The sequence below is a fragment of the Rhodoferax koreense genome (assembly GCF_001955695.1).
Taxonomy (GTDB): Bacteria; Pseudomonadota; Gammaproteobacteria; order Burkholderiales; family Burkholderiaceae_C; genus Rhodoferax_B; species Rhodoferax_B koreensis.
In genome coordinates, this window is record NZ_CP019236.1 from 5,292,552 (window position 1) to 5,312,609 (window position 20,058).

General features: G+C 67.5%; 18 protein-coding genes. 7 read left to right on the plus strand and 11 right to left on the minus strand.

The window, feature by feature from the left end; translation table 11 throughout:
• Positions 1-15: 15 nt before the first annotated feature.
• Entirely contained in the window at positions 16-363 is a 348-nt protein-coding gene (locus RD110_RS24490) for an ankyrin repeat domain-containing protein (protein WP_157900317.1), read from the minus strand.
• 202 nt (positions 364-565) lie between these two features.
• Between RD110_RS24490 and RD110_RS24495 the strand changes: the two genes are divergently transcribed.
• The 4 genes from RD110_RS24495 to RD110_RS24510 all read left to right on the plus strand — a co-directional run bounded on the left by RD110_RS24495 (position 566) and on the right by RD110_RS24510 (position 8,614).
• Complete coding sequence (locus RD110_RS24495; protein ID WP_083686545.1) at positions 566-2,296, plus strand: amidase; 1,731 nt, start codon at positions 566-568, stop codon at positions 2,294-2,296.
• 379 nt (positions 2,297-2,675) lie between these two features.
• Positions 2,676-3,998: an efflux RND transporter periplasmic adaptor subunit gene (locus tag RD110_RS24500; protein ID WP_083686547.1), complete on the plus strand. Its 1,323-nt coding sequence runs from the start codon at positions 2,676-2,678 to the stop codon at positions 3,996-3,998.
• 12 nt (positions 3,999-4,010) lie between these two features.
• A complete protein-coding gene (locus RD110_RS24505) occupies positions 4,011-7,178 on the plus strand; it encodes an efflux RND transporter permease subunit (protein ID WP_076203018.1) in 3,168 nt (1,055 codons plus the stop codon).
• Positions 7,178-8,614, plus strand: coding sequence for an efflux transporter outer membrane subunit (locus RD110_RS24510; protein ID WP_076203020.1), 1,437 nt, complete (start codon positions 7,178-7,180; stop codon positions 8,612-8,614). Before RD110_RS24505 ends, RD110_RS24510 begins: the two co-directional genes overlap by 1 nt.
• 12 nt (positions 8,615-8,626) lie before the next feature.
• Here the strand turns inward: RD110_RS24510 and RD110_RS24515 are convergent, their stop codons facing one another.
• Positions 8,627-9,379: an SDR family oxidoreductase gene (locus tag RD110_RS24515; protein ID WP_076203023.1), complete on the minus strand. Its 753-nt coding sequence runs from the start codon at positions 9,377-9,379 to the stop codon at positions 8,627-8,629.
• Positions 9,380-9,492: 113 nt separating this feature from the next.
• On the opposite strand from RD110_RS24515, the gene RD110_RS24520 reads away from it, so the two are divergent.
• Positions 9,493-10,389: a LysR family transcriptional regulator gene (locus RD110_RS24520; RefSeq protein WP_076203025.1), complete on the plus strand. Its 897-nt coding sequence runs from the start codon at positions 9,493-9,495 to the stop codon at positions 10,387-10,389.
• A gap of 7 nt (positions 10,390-10,396) precedes the next feature.
• On the opposite strand, the gene RD110_RS24525 is transcribed toward RD110_RS24520, so the two are convergent.
• The 5 genes from RD110_RS24525 to RD110_RS24545 are packed head-to-tail and all read right to left on the minus strand — an operon-like array spanning position 10,397 to position 14,956.
• The gene (locus tag RD110_RS24525; RefSeq protein WP_076203028.1) at positions 10,397-11,371 is read right to left on the minus strand and encodes a Bug family tripartite tricarboxylate transporter substrate binding protein; all 975 of its coding nucleotides are present in this window, start codon (positions 11,369-11,371) and stop codon (positions 10,397-10,399) included.
• 42 nt (positions 11,372-11,413) lie between these two features.
• Positions 11,414-12,175, minus strand: a complete 762-nt coding sequence (locus tag RD110_RS24530; protein WP_076203030.1) for an SDR family oxidoreductase — start codon at positions 12,173-12,175, stop codon at positions 11,414-11,416.
• A gap of 16 nt (positions 12,176-12,191) precedes the next feature.
• Positions 12,192-12,938: a fumarylacetoacetate hydrolase family protein gene (locus RD110_RS24535; RefSeq protein WP_076205616.1), complete on the minus strand. Its 747-nt coding sequence runs from the start codon at positions 12,936-12,938 to the stop codon at positions 12,192-12,194.
• Between the two features lie 8 nt (positions 12,939-12,946).
• Entirely contained in the window at positions 12,947-13,942 is a 996-nt protein-coding gene (locus tag RD110_RS24540; RefSeq protein ID WP_083686549.1) for a tripartite tricarboxylate transporter substrate binding protein, read from the minus strand.
• A gap of 60 nt (positions 13,943-14,002) precedes the next feature.
• Positions 14,003-14,956: a 2-hydroxyacid dehydrogenase gene (locus RD110_RS24545; protein WP_076203033.1), complete on the minus strand. Its 954-nt coding sequence runs from the start codon at positions 14,954-14,956 to the stop codon at positions 14,003-14,005.
• Between the two features lie 102 nt (positions 14,957-15,058).
• Between RD110_RS24545 and RD110_RS24550 the strand changes: the two genes are divergently transcribed.
• Both RD110_RS24550 and RD110_RS24555 read left to right on the plus strand, forming a co-directional pair.
• Complete coding sequence (locus RD110_RS24550) at positions 15,059-16,237, plus strand: citrate/2-methylcitrate synthase (RefSeq protein WP_076203035.1); 1,179 nt, start codon at positions 15,059-15,061, stop codon at positions 16,235-16,237.
• A gap of 92 nt (positions 16,238-16,329) precedes the next feature.
• The gene (locus tag RD110_RS24555) at positions 16,330-16,725 is read left to right on the plus strand and encodes an RcnB family protein (RefSeq protein ID WP_076203038.1); all 396 of its coding nucleotides are present in this window, start codon (positions 16,330-16,332) and stop codon (positions 16,723-16,725) included.
• On the opposite strand, the gene RD110_RS24560 is transcribed toward RD110_RS24555, so the two are convergent.
• From RD110_RS24560 to RD110_RS24575, 4 genes are read right to left on the minus strand one after another with little or no spacing between them, the layout of a single operon-like run.
• Positions 16,697-17,554 carry an alpha/beta hydrolase gene (locus RD110_RS24560; RefSeq protein ID WP_076203041.1) on the minus strand — a complete coding sequence of 286 codons (858 nt, stop codon included), beginning with the start codon at positions 17,552-17,554 and terminating at the stop codon, positions 16,697-16,699. The two genes, RD110_RS24555 and RD110_RS24560, sit on opposite strands and share 29 nt — an antisense overlap.
• A gap of 6 nt (positions 17,555-17,560) precedes the next feature.
• The gene (locus tag RD110_RS24565) at positions 17,561-18,136 is read right to left on the minus strand and encodes a GFA family protein (RefSeq protein WP_076203044.1); all 576 of its coding nucleotides are present in this window, start codon (positions 18,134-18,136) and stop codon (positions 17,561-17,563) included.
• Positions 18,137-18,168: 32 nt separating this feature from the next.
• Positions 18,169-19,533 carry an FAD-containing oxidoreductase gene (locus tag RD110_RS24570; RefSeq protein ID WP_076203047.1) on the minus strand — a complete coding sequence of 455 codons (1,365 nt, stop codon included), beginning with the start codon at positions 19,531-19,533 and terminating at the stop codon, positions 18,169-18,171.
• Positions 19,530-19,997 carry a DUF4126 domain-containing protein gene (locus RD110_RS24575; protein ID WP_076203049.1) on the minus strand — a complete coding sequence of 156 codons (468 nt, stop codon included), beginning with the start codon at positions 19,995-19,997 and terminating at the stop codon, positions 19,530-19,532. The genes RD110_RS24570 and RD110_RS24575 overlap by 4 nt, the downstream gene beginning before the upstream one ends.
• Positions 19,998-20,058: the final 61 nt, after the last annotated feature.

Genomic DNA, 20,058 nt, shown 5'->3' on the forward strand with positions numbered 1-20,058 from the left:
CGTTGGCGCCCGCACTCAGGAAGCCTCGCGCATCAGCGCGATCAGGTCGACATGGTGGTGTTCCGTGGCGAGGTCGAGCGCGGTCTTGCCGCTGGGGTCTTGCAGCTGCTTGTTGGCGCCGCCGATGAGCAGGCGGCGCACGGTTTCGTAATGCCCGGCACTGGCGGCCAGCATCAACGCGGTCTGGCCGTTGGCGTCTCGCGCATCGGGATCCGCCCCCTTGGCCAGCAGCGCGCTGACCTTGTCGGCTTCGCCCGCCCCCGCGGCCTGCATGAGGGGGGCGGTGTTCGCGCCCTGGGCGACGGCCGCCACCGAAAAGACACAGGCCAGGCTCAGCGCGGTACGGAGAAGCAGTTTTTTCACGGTATTTCCTTGGGTGGCGAGGACTGGATTCATGGTGCAGCGAACGAAGCAAGACACATACCAAAACGCCGCAAGAACGATCCCAGCCAGAAGCTTTACACATCAAGCAGGCACGCACCAAGGCGGCGCTGCGCGGCGCATTTTTTCATGGCGCGGGATTTGCTTTTGCACACATCTCTACAGCCACCGGACACACTTCTTCATGCCGTCTCCACACGCCTTCCTCGCGTCGCGCCGCCGCGTTCTGCACATCTCCGCCACCGTCATCGCCAGCGCGGTGCTCGTCGCCTGCGGCGGCGGTGATGGCAGCATCACGCTCAAGCCGGACCGCAAGCCCTTCCCTCTGGTCGAGGCCACTGTGAGCGGCTTTCATGCCGCCATGCGCAATGGCGACGTGTCCTGCCGCGACGTGGTGCAAGGTTATCTGGACCGCATCGCCGCCTACGACGCCGACGCCACCGCGGCCTTCCCGAACAGCCCGGGCCTGCACAGCGTGATCACGGTGAATTCGGCCGCGCTGGCCCGCGCCGACGAACTCGATCGCAGCTTCTTCGCCACCGGCACGATGGTCGGCCCGATGCATTGCGTGACCGTGCTGGCCAAGGACAACTACGACACCTTCGACATGAAGACCACCGCCGGTTCGCTGGCGCTGCAGAACAACCAGCCACCGGACGACGCCTACACCGTGCAGAAGATCCGCGCGGCCGGCGGCATCATCATCGGCAAGGCCAACATGGACGAGTTCGCCTTCGGCTTCACCGGCAGTTCCTCGGTCGGCGGCAAGACCAAGAACGCCTATGTGCCGACCAACAGCGCAGGCGGCTCCTCTTCCGGCACCGGCACCTCGATCGCGGCCAGCCTGGCCATGGTCGGCCTGGGCACGGACACCGGTGGCTCGGTGCGCGTGCCGGCCGCGGTGGAAGGGCTGTATGGCCTGCGGCCCACGCTGCGACTGGTCAGCCAGGACGGCATCGTGCCGCTGGCCCACGGCCAGGACACGGGCGGCCCCCTTTGCCGCTCGCTGCCCGACTGCGCCCTCACCATGGACGCCATGGTCGGCTTCGACACCAGCAAATACAGCGGCCAACGCACGGCCAAGGCCTGGGACGCGCCGCTCGTCGCCAGCGCCGCCGCCTACGACGCCCAGACCTCACGCCCCGCGTCCTACACGACCACGCTGTCGGCGGACGGTCTCAAGGGCGCCCGCATCGGCGTGGTGCGCGGCATGTTCCCCACCGCCACCGCGGCCAACCAGCTGTTCATCGACACACTGAACGCCGCGCTGGACAAGATGCGCGCCGCCGGCGCCACGGTGGAAGACGTGGACATCGCCAACCGCACGACCATCCTCACCGGCTACGCCAGCCTGTCGAGTTACGAGTTCCGCGACGACCTTACCGCCTACCTCGGCAGTTGGGCGTCCAGCGGCGACGGCCATCTGCGCACCACGGAGGAGGTGGCGGCGGCGCTGATCACGCTCGAGCCCACGCGCGTGGCCAACTTCAACACCTATGTGACGCTGGGCACCAACAAGGAAGCCAATCCGATCTACCAGAACAACCTGAAGCCACGCGACGAATACGTGATCCCGCGGGTGCAGGCGGCGCTGGACAACAAGGACTTCACCACCGGCACCAGCAAGGGCGCAGCCTACGACGTGCTGGTCTACCCGGTGCTGCAGGGCTTCAACAGCACCAGCGTGAATTCGGGCAGCAACAACCGCCTGAGCCCCTTCACCGGTTTTCCAGCGTTGGCGTTCCCGGCCGGCTTCGTCAAGGCCACGAACGCGTCGCCGTCGGTGGAGCCGGTCACGCTGGAGATGATCGGCCGTGCCTTCGCCGAGCCCACGCTGTTCAAGCTCGGCTATGGCTGGCAATCGGTGACCACCGCCCGCGTGCCCAGTCCGCTTGCGCCGGAATTGGCAAAGTAGACCGGCCGACGTCGCAAGCCACCCCGCCGCCTTGACCCAGCGGGGTGGTTTTTCTAGTTCGGCAGCACGGTTTTCTTGGCCACCAACCGCCCGACAAACCACGCCGATGTCAACTTTGACAACGATGCCAGGTAAAGAAGAAGCAAATCCTTCTAAGCAACTGCACAAAAAACCAACGAATCAGGTTAGATTCGCGGTCTGAATCTTGTGTCTGGCGCGTTGTTTGCTAGTGAAACAGATTGTGTTTTGGCGATTGCGTGTGCGTGGCGCGTTATTTCGGCTCGGCGCAGGAACCTACGGCGACCCGGTCGCTCCATCTGTCTGCTACAACGCGCGAAGAACTGGCCATCCTGCCCTTTCGCCTTGAAACCACGACGCCATGCCTGACTTCGAACGTTCCCGCTATTCAGCATCTGCCGCCTTGTGGGGCATCGGCCTGGTGGCCAGCCTCTTTCTGGCCGGCTGCTCGCGCAGCGACAAGGCCGACGCCAAGCCGGCGGCGCCCGCCGTCAAGGAGATCGGCGTGGTCACGCTGAAAGCCGAGCGCGTGGGCTTCAGCACCGAGCTGTCGGGCCGCACCGTGGCGCCGGTGGTGGCGCAGATCCGGCCGCAGGTCGGCGGCATCCTGCAAAAGCGGCTGTTTACCGAAGGCTCCATGGTCAAGGCGGGCCAGGTGCTCTACCAGATCGACCCCGCGAGTTTCCAGGCCACCCATGCAAGCGCACAGGCCGGCGTGCGCAAGGCCGAATCGAACGCGGCCACGGCGCGCACCGTGGCCAAGCGCAATGCCGAACTGGTGAAGATCGACGCCATCAGCCAGCAGGTGAACGACCAGACCCAGGCCGCCGCGGCCCAGGCCGAAGCCGACGTGGCCGTGGCCAAGGCCGCGGAGCAGACCGCGCGCATCAACCTGGACCGCACCCGCATCGTCTCGCCGATCTCCGGCTGGGCCGAACTCTCCAGCGTTACCGAGGGGGCGCTGGTCACGGCCGACCAGGCCACGCCGCTGACCACCGTACAGCAGCTCGACCCGGTGTACGTGCACGTGACCCAGTCCAGCAGCGAGTTGCTGCGGCTCAAGCGTGAACTGGCCAGCGGCCGGCTTCAGCGCGGCAACGCCAACGAGGCACCGATCAAGCTGCTGCTGGAGGACGGAACCAGTTACCCGCATCCGGGCAAGCTCACCGTCAGCGGTGTGACGGTGGACGCCGGCACCGGCAGCGTGACACTGCGCGCCGTGGTGCCCAACCCCGACCGCATGCTGATGCCCGGCATGTATGTGCGTGCCGTGCTCCAGGTCGGCGAAAACGACGACGCCTTGCTCGTGCCGCAGCAGGCGGTGACGCGCGCGCCCGACGGCAGCGCCTCGACCATCGTGGTCGGAGAGGACAACAAGCTGGCCAAGCGCGCCATCACCGTGGGCCGTGCGGTGGGCAACCGCTGGCAGGTGCTGAGCGGATTGGCCGCGGGCGACCGCGTGATGGTCGAAGGTTCGCAGCGCGCCCGCGTGGGCGACACGGTGAAGGCCTCCGAAGTGGCGCCACCCGCCTCGGGCGGCAAGGGCGGAACCAACGGAAACGGGGGCGGCAAGGGAAGCAATGGCAGCCCGAGCGACGCCAAGGTGCAGTTCGGCTCGCCCGGCCCGGTGGCCAGCGCGGGGCCGCTCGATCCGGCCGACGCGACCGCCAAGACCGTGCGTTGAAGGAGCCGCGCCATGGCCCAGTTCTTCATCAACCGACCCATCTTCGCGTGGGTGCTGTCCATCATCGTCATGCTGGCCGGGCTGGCGTCGATCTTCAAGCTGCCGCTGGAGCAGTACCCCAACATCGCGCCGCCGCGCGTGTCCATCAACGCCACCTATACCGGCGCCTCGGCGCAGACGGTGGAAGACTCCGTCACGCAGGTCATCGAGCAGCAGTTGAAGGGCCTGGACAACCTGCTCTACATGCAGGGCACGAGCAATTCCTCGGGCATCTCGCGCATCTCCATCACCTTCAACGCCGGCACCAACATCGACGTGGCGCAGATGCAGGTGCAGAACAAGCTGCAGCAGGCGATGTCGCGGCTGCCGCAGGCGGTGCAGAGCCGCGGCGTCACCGTGACCAAAGGCGGCAACGACTTCCTGATGGTGGTGTCGATGTTCTCGGCCGACGGCAGTGCCTCGGCGGTGGACGTGGGCGACTACATCACCAGCAACCTGGTGGACGTGATCAGCCGCATCGACGGCGTGGGCGAGGTGCAGACCCTGGGCACCGGCTATGCCATGCGCATCTGGCTCGACCCGGACAAGCTGCGCAAGTACGCGCTGATCCCGAATGACGTGAACACCGCGCTCACCGCGCAGAACGCCCAGGTCTCTGCCGGCCAGCTCGGCGCCCTGCCGGCCACCAGCGGCCAGCAACTCAACGCCACCATCACCGCGCGCAGCAAGCTACAGACGGTGGAACAGTTTGAAAACGTGGTGCTCAAGGCCACGCCCGAGGGCGCGGTGGTGCGGCTGCGCGACGTGGCGCGCGTCGAGCTCGGCGCCGAAAACCTGACCGTGCGCTCCATCCTCAGCGGCAAGCCCGGGGCCGGCATGGGCATCGTCCCGGCCGACGGCGCCAATGCCGTGGCAGTGGCCGAGGCCGTGAACGCCAAGCTCGACGAGCTGCGGCCGTTCTTCCCCAACCAACTGCAAACCTTCGTGAGCTACGACACCACGCCCTTCGTGAGCGCCTCTATCGAGGAAGTGGTGAAGGCGCTGGTCGAGGCCATGCTGCTGGTGGTGCTGGTGATGTACATCTTCCTGCAAAACCTGCGCGCCACGCTGATCCCGGCCATCGCCGTGCCGGTGGTGCTGCTGGGCACCTTCGGCGTGTTGTCGGCGGCCGGTTACTCGATCAACACCCTCACCATGTTCGGCATGGTGCTGGCCATCGGCCTGCTGGTGGACGACGCCATCGTGGTGGTGGAAAACGTGGAACGCGTGATGAGCGAGGAAGGCCTGTCGCCCAAGGAGGCCACGCAGAAGTCGATGGCCGAGATCACCCCCGCGCTGGTCGGCATCGCGCTGGTGCTGTCGGCGGTGTTCATTCCGATGGCGTTCTTCGGCGGCTCGACCGGCGTGATTTACCGCCAGTTCTCGATCACCATCGTCTCGGCCATGGTGCTGTCGGTGTTCGTGGCGCTGACGCTCACCCCCGCGCTGTGCGCCACCTTGCTCAAGCCCGTGGCCAAGGGCGACCACTCGCCGCACCATACGCCACGCCGCGGCCTGTTCGGTTACGTGGACCGCTTCTTCGTGAAGTTCAACCGCGGCTTCGACCGCAGCGCCGACCGCTACCAGGGTGCGGTACGCGGCATCATCCATCGCGGCAAGCGCAGCCTGCTGGTCTACGCAGCGGTGTGCGTGGCGATGGCGGTGATGTTCCTGCGCCTGCCGACCTCGTTCCTGCCGGACGAAGACCAGGGCTTCGTCTCGGTGCAGATCACGCTGCCGCCAGGCTCGTCGAACGCACGGCTGCAGCCTGTGGTGAGCCAGGTGCAGGACTACTTCGCCAAGCAGTCCGAGGTGATCGCCATCAACGTGCTCACCGGCCAGAACGGCGACCAGAGCTCCGCGCGGGCCTTCGTCAAGCTCAAACCCTGGGAAGAGCGCCCCGGCAAGGAGCATTCGGCCGCCGCCATCGCGCGGCGCTCCAGCAAGGACCTGGCCGCCATCCGCGATGCGCGTGTCTTCGTGCAGTTACCGCCTGCCGTGCGTGGCCTGGGCGCGAACGCTGGCTTCAACTTCTTCCTGAAGGACATCAACGGCCTCGGCCACGCAGCGCTGGTGCAGGCGCGCGACCAGGCCATCAAGCTGCTCGCCGAACGCAAGGAAGTGACGGGCGTGCGCAGCAACAACCTGGAGGACACGCCCGAATTCGCGGTCAACATCGACGACGCACGCGCCGGCGCGCTGAGCCTGACGACCAATGCCATCGACACCACCCTGTCCACGGCCATGGGCGGCACCTACGTGAACGACTTCCTGAACCAGGGCCGGGTGAAACGCGTGTACATGCAGGGCGACACCGAGTTCCGCATGCTGCCCTCGGACATCGACCGCTGGAGCGTGCGCAATACGCTGGGCCAGATGGTGCCGTTCTCGGCCTTCTCCAGCACGCGATGGAGCTACGGCTCGCCGCAACTGCAGCGTTACAACGGCAGCCCGGCCTATGAGTTCGTGGGCGACGCGGCGGCCGGCGTGAGCTCGGGCGTGGCGATGGCCGCGGTGGATGACGTCATGAAACAGATGCCGCCGGGCATCGGCTACGAATGGACCGGCGCCTCGTTCCAGGAGCGGCTGTCCGGTGCGCAAGCCCCGGCCCTCTACGCGATCTCGATCCTGTTCGTCTTCCTGTGCCTGGCCGCGCTGTACGAAAGCTGGTCGGTGCCGTTCTCGGTGATCCTGGTGGTGCCGCTGGGGGTGGTGGGCGCGCTGCTGTTCACCGGGCTGCGCGGGCTGTCCAACGACGTCTACTTCCAGGTCGGCCTCCTGACCACGGTGGGGCTGTCATCGAAGAACGCGATCCTGATCGTGGAGTTCGCCAAGCAGCTGCAGGAACAGGGCAGGAGTGTGCTCGACGCCACGCTCATGGCGGTGCGGCTGCGGCTGCGGCCGATCCTGATGACCTCGCTGGCCTTCGGCTTCGGCGTGCTGCCGCTGGCTATCGGCACCGGCGCGGGCGCTGGTGGCCGACAGTCCATCGGCACCGCGGTGCTGGGCGGCATGGTGGTCGGCACGGCGCTCGGCATCTTCTTCGTGCCGCTGTTCTTCGCGCTGATCCGCGGCTTCCTCGAAAAACGCAAGGCCAGTCCAGCGAGTCCGGCGACGCTTGCGGAACAGGGAGCGCATTGATGCTCCGCCTGACACGATCCTTTGCCCTGGCGGCCATGCCGCTGGCCATGCTGTCCGGCTGCATGAACCTCGCGCCGAGCTACCAGCAGCCCGCGGCACCCGTGCCCGCGGCCTGGACTTCGCCTCTCCCGCCGACCGGCACCGCTTCGCCGCTGCAGACCGGCTGGCGCGATTTCTTCATCGACGAACGGCTGCGCGGCGTGGTGGCGCTGGCGCTGGCCAACAACCGCGACCTGCGCGTGGCCGCGCTCAACATCGACCGCGCACAGGCGCAGTACGGCATCGCGCAGTCGGCCTGGTTGCCGACCGTCAACGGGGGCGTGGGCGGCAGCCGCACCCGCACACCGGGCAGCACGGCGGCCAGCGGACAGTCGCGCATCGCCACGCAATACAACGCCAACTTGGCGCTCACCAGCTACGAGATCGACCTGTTCGGCCGGGTGCGCAACCTGAGCGACGCCGCGCTGCAGACTTTTTTCGCCACCCAGGAAACCCAGCGCAGCACGCAGATCAGCCTGGTGGCCTCGGTGGCCGGCGCCTGGCTGCAACTGGCGGCGAACATGCAGCGCCTGCAACTCGCGCGCGGCACGCTGGCCAGCCAGCAAAGCTCCTACGACCTGGTGGAGAAAGCCCATGCGCTCGGGGCCCAGTCCGGCCTGGCGCTGGCCCAGGCCCGCAGCACGGTGGAGACGGCGCGGGCCGACGCCGCCAACTTCGACAGCGTGGTCGAGCAGAACCGCAATGCGCTGGCCTTGCTGGTCGGCGCCATGCCGCCGCCCGAACTGCTGCCGTCGACCGAGACGCTGATGTCCGCCCAGCCCTCGGCGCAATTGCTCGCACCGCCAGCCGATCTGCCCTCCAGCGTGCTGCAGCAGCGGCCCGACGTGCTGGCCGCCGAACATGCGCTGCAGGCCAGCAACGTGAACATCGGCGCGGCACGTGCGGCCTTCTATCCACGCATCACGCTGACGGCGGCGGCGGGCTTCTCGAGCAGTTCGCTGTCCACGCTCTTCGAGGGCACAAACAAGGCCTGGAACTTCGCGCCATCGATCAGCATCCCGCTGTTCGACGGCGGTGTGAACCGCGCCAACCTGCGCGTGGCCGAGGTGCAGCGCGACATCCAGATCGCCACCTACGAAAAGACACTGCAGACCGCGTTCCGCGAGGTGGCCGACGTCCTGGCCGAGCGCCGCACCCTGGCCGAGCGGCTGGCCGCGCAGCAGGCGCTGGTGGCCGCCACCACGCGCAGCTACGAACTGTCGCAGGCGCTCTTCCGCAGCGGCGGCGGCAGCTACCTCGACGTGCTGGATGCGCAGCGTTCGTTGTACACCTCGCAACAGTCGCTGATCGGTCTGCTGCTCACCGAGCAGTCGAACCGGTTGACGCTGTACAAGGTGCTCGGTGGCGGCTGGAGCGAAGCGAGCATCGACGGCTGAGCCCCCGGGCCTTCAGACCATTCCGCCATTGGCGCGCAGCGTCTGGCCATTGACCCAGGCCCCATCCTGGCCCGCCAGGAACGACACCGCATTCGCAATGTCGTCCGGCGTGCCCAGGCGTTCCATCGGATTGGCCTTGGACAGGCGCTCGATGAGCTCGGGCGTCTTGCCGTCGAGGAACAAGGCCGTGGCCGTCGGGCCAGGCGCCACGGCGTTGACGGTGATGTTCCTGCCGCGCAACTCCTTGGCCATGATGTTGGTCAAGGTCTCGACCGCACTCTTGGTCGCGGCATAGACCGCGTAACCGGGCAAGGCCGTCCCGACCAGGCTGCTTGAGAAGTTGACGATGCGGCCACCTTGTTCCAGCCGGCCGGCGGCTTCGCGCAACGTGTTGAACGTGCCCTTCACGTTCACGGCGAACAGCCGGTCGAAGGTGGCGTCGTCGGTGTCGGCGAGCATCGGCAGCGTGGAGGGCATGATGCCCGCGTTGTTGACCAGCACGTCGATGCGGCCAAAGGCCTGCACGGCGCTGTCGAACAGGCGCTTGACGGCGTCCGCGTCGGCCACATCCGCCTGCACGGCCACGGCCTTGCGACCGGTGGCTTCGATCGTTCGAACCACCGCGGCGGCTTCTTCGGCCTTGCCCGCATAGTTCACGACCACGTGGAAGCCGTCGCGTGCCAGGCGCTGCGCGATGGCCGCGCCGATGCCGCGCGAGGCGCCGGTGACGATGGCGACTTGATTGGAAGAAGTGACCTTGTGCATGTTGAAACTCCAGTTGATGCGTCGATGGGATGAATTGTTCTGGTTATTCAGACAGAAATAAATACGTGTAATTGGCTGTACTATTCAATTAATCTAAACAATAACCGACTGTCATGGAGCGTTTCCAGGCCATGCGGCTGTTCACCCGCATCGTCGAACTCGGCAGCTTCACCAAGGCCGCCGACGATCTGCAATTGCCACGCGCGACCGTCACGCTGGGCATGCAGGAACTCGAACGACGTCTGGGCACGCGGCTGCTGCATCGCACCACCCGCCATGTCAGCACCACGCCCGATGGCGAGGCTTACTACGAGCGGTGTCAACGCCTGCTGAGCGACCTGGAGGAAACCGAGGCTGTCTTCGACAAGGCCGGCGGTCCACCGCGCGGCAAGCTGCGCGTGAACCTGCAGGGCACGCTGGCCAAACATTTCGTGCTGCCGGTGATCGGCGACTTCTTCGCGCGCTACCCCGCGATCGAACTCGAGATCGGCCTGGGCGACCGCGATGTGGACCTGGTGCGCGAGGCGGTGGACTGTGTGCTGCGTGCCGGCCAGCTGCGCGACTCCAGCCTGGTGGCGCGGCGCGTGGCATCGCTGCAGCAGGTCACCTGCGCCAGCCGTGAATACCTCGCCCGGCACGGCACGCCCGACACGGTAGAGGCGCTGCGCGGCCACCGGGCGGTGAGCTTCCTGTCGCAGCGCACCGGCAAGCCGATGCCGTTCGATTTCATCGTCGAGGGTGCCACCAAAAGCGTTCAGCTCAGGGGCGTGGTGGCGGTCAGCGACGCCGACGCCTACCACGCTTGCTGCGCGGCGCACCTGGGACTCATCCAGTTGCCGAGGTACCACATCGCACCGATGCTCGCCGATGGCCGGCTGTGCGAAGTGCTGGCCGACTTCCGGCCCGAGCCGATGACGGTCTCGGTCCTATACCCCCACAACCGGCAACTCTCGCCGCGTGTGCGGGTCTTCGTGGATTGGCTGGCCGAGGTGATGGAACGGGCGAGCTAGGTGGCTGTCAATCCGGCTGGATACCCGCCTCCTTGACCACCTTGCCCCACTTGACCAGGTCGGACTTGATCAGCGCGGCGTATTCCTGCGGCGTGCCGCCCTGGATCTCGATGCCGGCCGCTTCCAGCTTGGTCCGCACATCGGGCAGCTTCAGGGCGGCATTGATCTCGGCATTCAGCTTGGCGATGATGGCCTTGGGCGTGCCGGCCGGCGCGAGGAAGCCGCCGTTGGTGTTGGCGTCGTAACCCTTGAGGCCTTGTTCGTCCGCGGTCGGCACGTCGGGCAGCGACAGGGCCCGCTTCCTGGTCGTCACGGCGACAGCGCGCACGTTGCCGGCCTTCACCTGCGACTGGATGGCGCTGATGGTATCGATGTAGAGTGCGGTGCGCCCGGCCAGCAGGTCGGGATGCGCGGCGGACGAGCCTTTGTAGGGCACGAGCAGCATCGGCACGCCGCTGGCCATGCGGAACATCTCGGCCGCCATCTCCTGGGCGCTGCCACGGCCTGAGGTAGCCACCTTGGCATCGTTCGGATTGGCCTTCATCCAGGCGATGAACTCGGGCAGTGTCTTGGCGGGAATCTGCGGCGCGATGGCGAAGACCAGCGGCACCTCGTGGGTGTAGACGATCGGCTCGAAGCTTTTTTCCGGGTCCCAGCCCAGGTTCTTGAACAGGAACTTATTGATGTTGTGACTGCCGCCGACGATGCCGATGGTGTAGCCATCCGGCTCCGACTTGGCGAGCACCGCGGTGCCGAGGTTGTTGGACGCACCGGGGCGGTTGTCAACGATCACGGGCTGCCCCATGGCCGCGCCGATCTTGTCGCCGACGATGCGCGCGATGATGTCGATCGCACCGCCCGGCGGGGCAGGCACGATGATCTTGATGGGGTGCGTGGGGTAGGCCTGGGCCGATGCCAGGGCCGGCACCATGGCGCAGGCCGCAGAAACGGCCAGGGCCTTGAACAGGGATCTCAGTTGCATGTCTTGTCTCCTTCAGGTGGTTTTGATGAATGGGCGGCGCGGTCATCCACGCCCGACGAAGGGCATGGCACTGGCCATGACCGTCATGTTCAACACGTTGGCCGAAAGCGGCATGGCGGCGATGTGGCGCACGGCGTCGGCCACGTGGCGTGCGTCCATCATGGGTTCGGGCGCGGTCGTACCGTTGGCCTGCAGCACGCCGCGCGTCATGCGTTCGGACAGTTCGGTCAGCGCATTGCCGATGTCGATCTGGCTGGCGACGATGCCGAAGGCACGACCGTCGAGCGCGAGTGCCTTGGTCAGCCCCGTCACCGCGTGTTTGCTCATGGTGTAGGGCGCGGTGAAGGGTCGCGGCACATGCGCCGAGATCGAGCCGTTGTTGATGATGCGCCCGCCCTGCGGGGTCTGCCGGCGCATCAGCCCGAACGCCGCGCGCGCGCACAGGAAGACGCCCGACACATTGGTGTTCAGGACACCGAACCATTTCTCCAGCGGCAACTCGTCCATCGGCAGCGCCGGGGCGTTCACGCCGGCATTGTTGAACAACACGTCGAGCCGGCCGAAGCGTTGTTCGATGGCGGCGAACAGCGCTTCCACGCTGGCCGGGTCGGTCACGTCGGTGGGCACCGCGAGCGCGGTCTGGCCGCGCGCCTCGGCTTCGGCCGCAAGGGCTTGCAGGGGTTCGGCGCGACGGCCGGCCAGCACGACGCTGAAGCCGTCTTCCAGCAAGCCGAGGGTCGCGGCCCGGCCGATGCCGCTGCCGGCGCCGGTGACCAGCGCGATCTTGGGGGGGTGGTTTGTCATCAGGGTAAGTCTCCTGTCATGGTGGGCTGGAGACCGCGGCGGGCCGGCCACCCACGGTCATGGAAAACTGGCCGATGCCGGCGACGCCACCTTCGACGGAGTCGCCGGGGTGCAGCACCCCGACACCAACGGGGGTGCCGGTGTACACCAGGTCGCCGGGCATCAGCGTGACGGAGCGCGACAGCATCGCCACCAGCGCCGGTACCGGCCACAGCAGTTCGGCCACATCGGCGCGCTGGCGCGCGATGCCATTGACGCTGAGCCACACGGCGCCGCGCCGCGGATGGCCGCAGGCCGTCGCCGGCACCAGCGGCGTGCACGGGGCCGAGTGGTCGAAGGCCTTGGCGGGCTCCCATGGGCCGCCGGCCCGTTTGGCCCGCTGCTGCAGGTCGCGACGCGTGAGGTCCAGGCCTGCCGCATAGCCCCAGATGTGATGCGCCTCCACTTGGGCCGGATCGATGTCACGGCCCCCCAGGCCAACGGCCACGACCAGCTCGATCTCGTGGCAGAACTCCCCCGTGCCCGGCGGATATGGCAACACGCCGTGCGCCGGCACCACCGCATTGGCAGGCTTCATGAACCAGGCCGGCATCTCGGCGGGCGCCGGCTCGTCCGGGCTCCAGCGGTAATTGCGGCCGATGCAATACACGCGGCCGACGGGGAATGACGCAGTGGCGCCAGCGATGGCCAAGGCGGTTGGCTCAAGCGCGGGAAAGATGAAGTTCGCCCTGGCTGGGATGGCTTCGGCGGGGCGCTCGCACATGGCCGTGCTCATTCGGCGCTGATCTTGCGGCTGCGGATGATCTGGGCGTAACGTCGACGGTCGTCCGCGATCAGCCTGGTGAACTCCTGCGGCGAGGTTGCGCGGGGCACGCCGCCCAAGGATGCGATCCGCGCCTTGACCGCTTCATCGGCCAGCACGGCACGCACGTCGGCGGCGATCTTGTCCACGATGTCCTGCGGCGTGCCTGCCGGCGCCAGCAAGCCCAGCCATGAGATCGCGTTGAAGCCCGGAAGCACGGTCTCCGAGAGCGTGGGCACGTCGGGGAAGGCCGGCACGCGTTTGTCGCCGGTCACAGCCAGGGCGCGCAGCTTGCCGGCCTTGATGTGCCCGGACGCTTCCAGCACCGTCATGAAGGACAACTGCACATGGCCGGCGATGAGGTCGGCGATGGCCGGACCGCCGCCGCGGTAAGGCACGTGCAGGACGAAGGTGCCGGTCTGGTCCTTGAACATCTCGGCGACCAGGTGCGGCGCTCCGCCGGCCCCCGCGCTGCTGTAGCTGAGCTTGCCCGGCTCGGACTTGGCCAGGGCGACGAATTCGGCTGCGGTCTTCGCGGGGACCGCGGGATTGACCATCATCGCCAACGGCAACTCGGCCAGCAGAGAGATCGGAGTGAAGGCCTTGTCCGGGTCGTACGGCAGCTTGGCGTAGAGCGATGGATTGATGGCCTGCGTACCAATGTTGCCCAGCAGCAGGGTGTAGCCGTCCGGCTTGGCCTTGGCGACGACATCCGCCCCGATCAGCCCCGCCGCGCCACCCTTGTTGTCGACGATGACGGTCTGGTTCCAGCGCCGGCCCAGCTGCTCGGCAATGATCCGCCCGCCCGTGTCGGTGCCGCCGCCTGGCGGAAACGGCACCACCAGGGTCACCGGCCGGGAAGGATAAGCCTGGGCCTGGGCCTGGGCCTGGGCGGGGGCCTGGGCCAGTACGCCAAGGCTGATGGCCGTGGTGGCCAGGGTGATGGCGAAAGCTCGCGTCAACATGGTGTGTCTCCTTTTTTTTGGATGGGTGGCCGATGTACCGGGCCGGTGCCGGCCCGCGCTTCAGGTGGTCAGACTCATCGCCGGGCGCTCCCCGGCGAGCGCCTGCGTGATGCTTGCGAGCACCATCTCGGCCATCGCCGTGCGCGTCTCCCAGGTAGCGCTGGCGCGGTGGGCCTGCAGGGTCACGCTATCGGACTGGCGCAGCGCCAGCGGCACGCGCGGCTCGTCGACGAACACGTCCAGACCTGCGCCGGCGATGCGGCCAGCGACCAGCGCCGCGGTCAGGTCGGTCTCGTTGACCAAGCGGCCACGGGCCACGTTGACCAGGAAGCCGCGCGGCCCGAGTGCGTCGAGCACGGCCGCATTGACGATGCCCTCGGCCTTGTCGGCCGCGGCGCACAAGACCAGCGCATCGGCGTCCCGCGCCAGGTCCAGCAAATCCGTCACGAAGCGGTGCGCCACGTCTTCCATCGGACGCAGATCGGTGTAGCTGATCGTGCAGCCGAAAGCGGCCGCGCGCACGGCGACGGCCCGGCCCACGCGGCCCATGCCGACGATGCCGATGCGCATGCCGCTGAAGCGACGCGCCAGCGGAATGGCGCTGGGCTGCGGGTACAGCTCCCACTGGCCGCCGCGCACGAAGCGGTCGCCGGCACACAGGTTGCGGCAGGCCGCGATGAGCAGGCCGATGGCCAGATCGGCCACGTCTTCGGTCAGCGCACCCAAGGTGGCGGTGACAGGCAGGCCGCGCTCGCGGCAATAGGCCAGGTCCACCGCGTCGGTGCCCACGCCGTTGACCGCCACGACCTTCAGCTTGGGCAACTGCTCGAGCACAGCGCGCGAGATGCCGGTGTGCCCGCCGGTGGTCACCGCCACGATGGAGGCGCCATGTTCGCGCAGCCAGGCGGCCTGGTCCGCCACCTCGAAGAATTTATGAACGGTGTAGCGCTCGGCGAGTTTGTCGTTGACCGCGGGGATCAGGATCGGATTGAGTTGGAGGACCTGGGGTTTCATGGCGTAAGGGAGGCGTTCGGAGATGGACGCATGGTATGAATGTATTGATTAATTGGTCAATCTTGACGTATAAAATCAATATATATATTTTTGAGTTCCATCATGGCTTCCTGGATTTCGATGAACGAGGCGTGCGAGCAACTGGGTGTGAGGCCGCAGACGATCTACGCCTACGTGAGCCGCGGCAAGCTCGAAGTCACGCCCGACCCGACCGACACCCGCCGCAGCCTGTACCGCGCGGAAGACGTGACCAATCTCGCCAAGCGCAAGCAGGCTGGCCGCAAACACGAGACCCTCGCTGCGAACACGCTGTTCGGCTCGGAGCCGAGCATCCCGACGGCGCTGTGCGCGTTCTTCCGTGGACGCCCTTATTACCGCGGCCAGGACGCCATCGGCCTGGCCCGTTCGGCCAACGTGGAAGAAGTGGCCCAATTGCTGTGGGATGCGGGTCAACCCATCGACTTCGCCGCCCCGCCCTCCGCCAGATCCACGCGTCCTGCCCGGCCTGGCCCGGGCCGGGTCGCCGCATTCACGGCCCTGGCCGGACTGGCGGCCGACGGGCATTCCACACGCGGCCGGTTGACCCGGGTGCTGCACAACGAAGGGCAGGGCCTGGTGGGCCAGTTGGCCAACGCCTTCGGCGCACAGCCCGGGCGCGAACCGCTGCACCTGCGCTTTGCACAAGGCTGGAAACTGCAACCCGAGGTGGCCGAATTGCTGCGCACGGCCATGGTCCTGCTGGTCGACCATGAGTTGACGAGTTCCGCCTTCGTCGCTCGCATCACGGCCTCGACGGGCGCCTCGCTGCCGGCTTGCCTGCTGGCCGGGCTCAGCACGCTCTCGGGACCGCTGCACGGCGATGCCTCCGGCCGGGTGCAGGCGCTGTTCAGCGAAGTGGAACGCCTCGGCGAAGACAGGGTGCTGGCCCATTACCTGTCCACCGGCATGCCGCTGGCCGGCTTCGGACACCACCTCTACCCCGACGGCGACCCGCGCGCGGCGGCCCTGCTGGCGCTGTTCGAACCGCCAGAGGTGATCGCGCGCTTCATCGAGCAGGCGACGCAACTCACCGGCCTGCAGCCCAACATCGACGTGGCCCTGGCCGCGCTGGTGGCGCACCACCGGCTGCCAGCCGATGCGGCGTTCGGCCTGTTCGCCACCGCGCGCAGCGTCGGGCTGCTGGCGCACAGCCTGGAGCAACTGGGCGTGGCGCAGGTGATCCGGCCGCGGGGACGGTATGTGGGACCGGTGCCGGAACTGGCGCAGGGGGCCCGGAACTGAACGACGTAAAGCCCGCGTAAACGACGGGTTCACCTACAGCCATGACATCGATGGGGCTCAACAATCAACCTGTCTTTCAAACCGGAGCCGCCATGCACAAGAAACTTCTCACGACCGTCCTGACCGCGCTGGCTTTGGCCACCGGCGGCAGCGTCTTTGCCCAGAACGGCCCCGACCGTGGCCCAGGCAGAGACCATCGATCTGGTCCACAACAGCGCAACGACCACCGTGGGCCGCAGGGCCGCCCTGGGCCGCAGTACCAGCAGGCCGAGCGGCATGACGACCGCGGCGCCGGGCCCGACCACAACTTCCGCCGGGGTGGCCGCCTGCCGAGCGAATACCGCAACCGCCAATATGTCGTCAACGACTGGCGCGGCCATCACCTGAGCGCACCGCCGCGCGGTTACCACTGGGTGCAGACCGGTGGCGACTACGTGCTGGTGGCCATCGCCACCGGCGTCATCGCGCAGATCCTGCTGGGTCAGTGACCGGGCGGGCCAGCCCGTCGATCAGGCGCACAACGGCCTGTTGCAGGCTGCTGTCTGGATCGACCAAGGCATTGAGCAGCGTGAAGTGGTCGGCATCGGCCACCACGTGTTGCGTGCTGGTGTGCCCGGCGGCCAGCCAGGCGGCGTGCATCGCGTTGGTCTGCGAAAGGAAGGCTGGCGTCTCGCTGGCGCCGACCGCGAACAGCGCCGGGGGCGCCAGCAGCGGCACACGCCACAGGGGGGAATGCCTTAGCGCGCTCGCCGCGTCGAGGCCGAGGTTGGCGTTGAGCGTGGTGCGCGTCAACGGGGCCAGATCGTAGATGCCGCTGAGCGCCACCACGGCGTCGATCGCCGGAGCCGGTGGCTGGCGCGACGCCCAGCGGGTAAAGGCCAGTTCCACCGCGATGTGGCCGCCTGCCGAATGGCCCGCCGCGACCAGCGGCAGCCCACCGCCACCCAAGCTGGCCACGTGGGCTCTGACCGCCGTCACCGCGCGGCGAGCTGCCTCCACCAGATGGCCGATCGACACGTGCGGGCAAAGCGGATAGTTCACCAAGGCCACTTGCACGCCGTGCCGCGTGAAGGCCGGTGCGATGAAGCGGAACGTGGCCTTGTCGCGCGACTGCCAGTAACCCGCATGGAAGAACACGAGCGTCGCCCGCGGCTGGTCGGCGCCGAAGAAGTCGAAACACTCGCGCGCGGCTTCGCCGTAACGGATGTCGAGGCGGCCGTTCGTGGCGGCCGCCGCACTGAGTGCCTCGAACCGTGGGATCAGCGTGGCGAAGCCGGGCCGGCCCTGCCCTTCGACGTACTGGAACTGGTCCAACATGGGCGCCTACTTCTTATTCGGCTTGGCGTTCTTCAGGGCTTTCGCGCCCTTCGGGGTTTTCGCGGGTTTGGCGGCTTCGGTGTTGCCGGTCTTTTCCGGTTTGGACACGAGCCCCCGCTTCACGTGCCATTCCTTCAGCGAGAAGTCCGGATAGGCATCGAAGCGTTCATCCCCCTTGCGGCCCTCCACCCGCACCCACGGCGCCTTCGAGCCGAGCATGATGTGCACGCTGGCCGGTGGCTTGGGCAAAGGGGTGTCGATGGCGCTCGCATGCGGATGCACCAGGTCCGGCCAGCTCGGATCGTAAAGCCACAGGGCGCTGCCGCACAGCCCGCAGAAGTGGCGCTGGCCACTGCTGTGGCGCACATGGTCGCCTTCGACGATGGTGGCCTTGTAGACGCGCAGGTGCCGCTTGCCGGTGATCTTGAGCGTGCGGTGGTCGGCGCCGAGGTTGATGGCATAACCACCGCCGCCGGCCGTCTTGCGGCAGATGCTGCAATAGCAGCGCATGAACGGCACGGGCTCGGCCGATTCCACAGAGAATTTGATGCTGCCGCAATGGCAGGAACCTTCCAGTTGCATGGGTCTCCAGTTCGATTTCGATCGATCGTTCTTCAGGTCTTCAACTCGCCCAACAGCGTGGGGATCAGCTCCGCCACCGTGGGGTGGATGTGCATCGCCTGCTGCAGCACCGGATACGGCGCCTTGGCCGCCATGGTATCGAGAATACCGTGGATGGCCTCGTCGGCGCCCACGCCGAGCATGGTGGCGCCGAGCACGGCCTGGCTCTTCGCATCGACCACGATCTTCATGAAACCCGCGGTCTCGCCCTTCTCCACGGCGCGGCCGACCCGGGTCATCGGCCGCATGCCGACCCGCACGTCGTGGCCAGCACGGCGCGCCTGGGCTTCGCTCAGGCCCACGCGGGCCAGCGGCGGATCGATGAACAGGGCATAGGTGTCGATGCGATCCGAGACGCGCCGGGTGGCCCCATCGAGCAGGTTCGCCGCCACGATCTCGAAGTCGTTGTACGAGGTGTGGGTGAACGCGCCGCGGCCGTTGCAGTCGCCGAGCGCCCAGATGCCGGGCACGTTGGTGCGCAGTTCTTCGTCCACCGCGATGTAGCCCCGCGCATCGAGCACCACGCCGGCTTTGTCGAGCTGCAGGTCGTCGGTATTGGGCCGCCGGCCCACGGCCATCAGCAGGTGCGAGCCGACCACTTCCACGCCGGCCTTCACGCCCACCGCGATGTCCTGGCCGCGCGGCGCGAAGCGCAGCTGGTCGGCACCGAGGTGGATGGTGATGCCCTCCGCGGCAAGGATGTCGTGCACCGCGGCCGAGACGTCCGCGTCCTCGCGCGAGATCAGGCGCGGCCCCTTTTCGACGACGGTGACCTCGCTGCCGAAGCGCCGCATCATCTGCGCGAACTCCAGGCCGATGTAGCTGCCGCCGACGATCACCAGGTGGCGTGGCAATTCGGTGAGTTCCATCACCGAAACGTTGGTGAGGTAGGGCACGCTGTCGATGCCCGGCAGCGCCGGGATCGCCGCGCGGCCGCCGACGTTGAGAAAGATGTTCTTCGCTTCGATGCGCTGGCCGCCCACCTCCATCCCGGTAGGCGAGACGAAGCGCGCATGGCCTTCGAACACGGTGCAGCCGTCCATGCCCTTGAGCCAGCGCTCCACGCCATTGCGCGCATCGCCGGCCACCTTGTCCTTGCGTGCCTTGACCACGGCCATGTCGATGCCGAAACCCGCGCCGGGCACGACCCCGAAATCGGCCGCGTGCCGCACCACGTGGGCGGTGCGGGCGCTCGCGATCAGCGTCTTGGTGGGCATGCAGCCGGTGTTGACGCAGGTGCCGCCGAACAGCTTGCGCTCGACGATGGCCACGCGCTGGCCGGCCGCCGTGAGCCGCCCTGCGAGCGGCGGCCCGGCCTGTCCGGCGCCGACGATGATGGCGTCGAAGGTCCGGGTCATGCGCGTGCCGCCGACACGATGAGGAAGGCGCCGGCCACGGCCACCGCGTCTTCGATGAGGGCCGCGGGCAAGTCCTTGCCGAAGACCTGGGCCAGTTTTGCGCGCACCGCCGCACCGCCGAGCGTGCCGATCACCGCACCCACCACACCTGCCACCAGCCCGCCAACGAGACTGCCGCCGGCCGCGCCGAAACACGCGCCACACAGGGCGCCGCTGGCGAGGCGGCCGCCGAACTGCATCGGCACCTTGCGACTCGGCGTCTGCGGCAACTGGTCGGTGACGAACTCACCGAGCGCCAGCACGCTGAAGATGAACGGCGTGTACGCGAAACCCATGAAGGCCATCGGCGTGCCGGCCAGTGGCAGCCAGCCCAGGTGGGCGGCCCAACTGACGGCGGCGGGCGCGGTCATCGCCCGAAGGCCGGCGATCACGCCGATCAGCAAGGCCAGAACATAAAGCGTCATGGATTCCCCCGAAAGTTGCCGGGGCAGTGTATCGGTTGGGTATGGCAAACGCCAGTGCTTC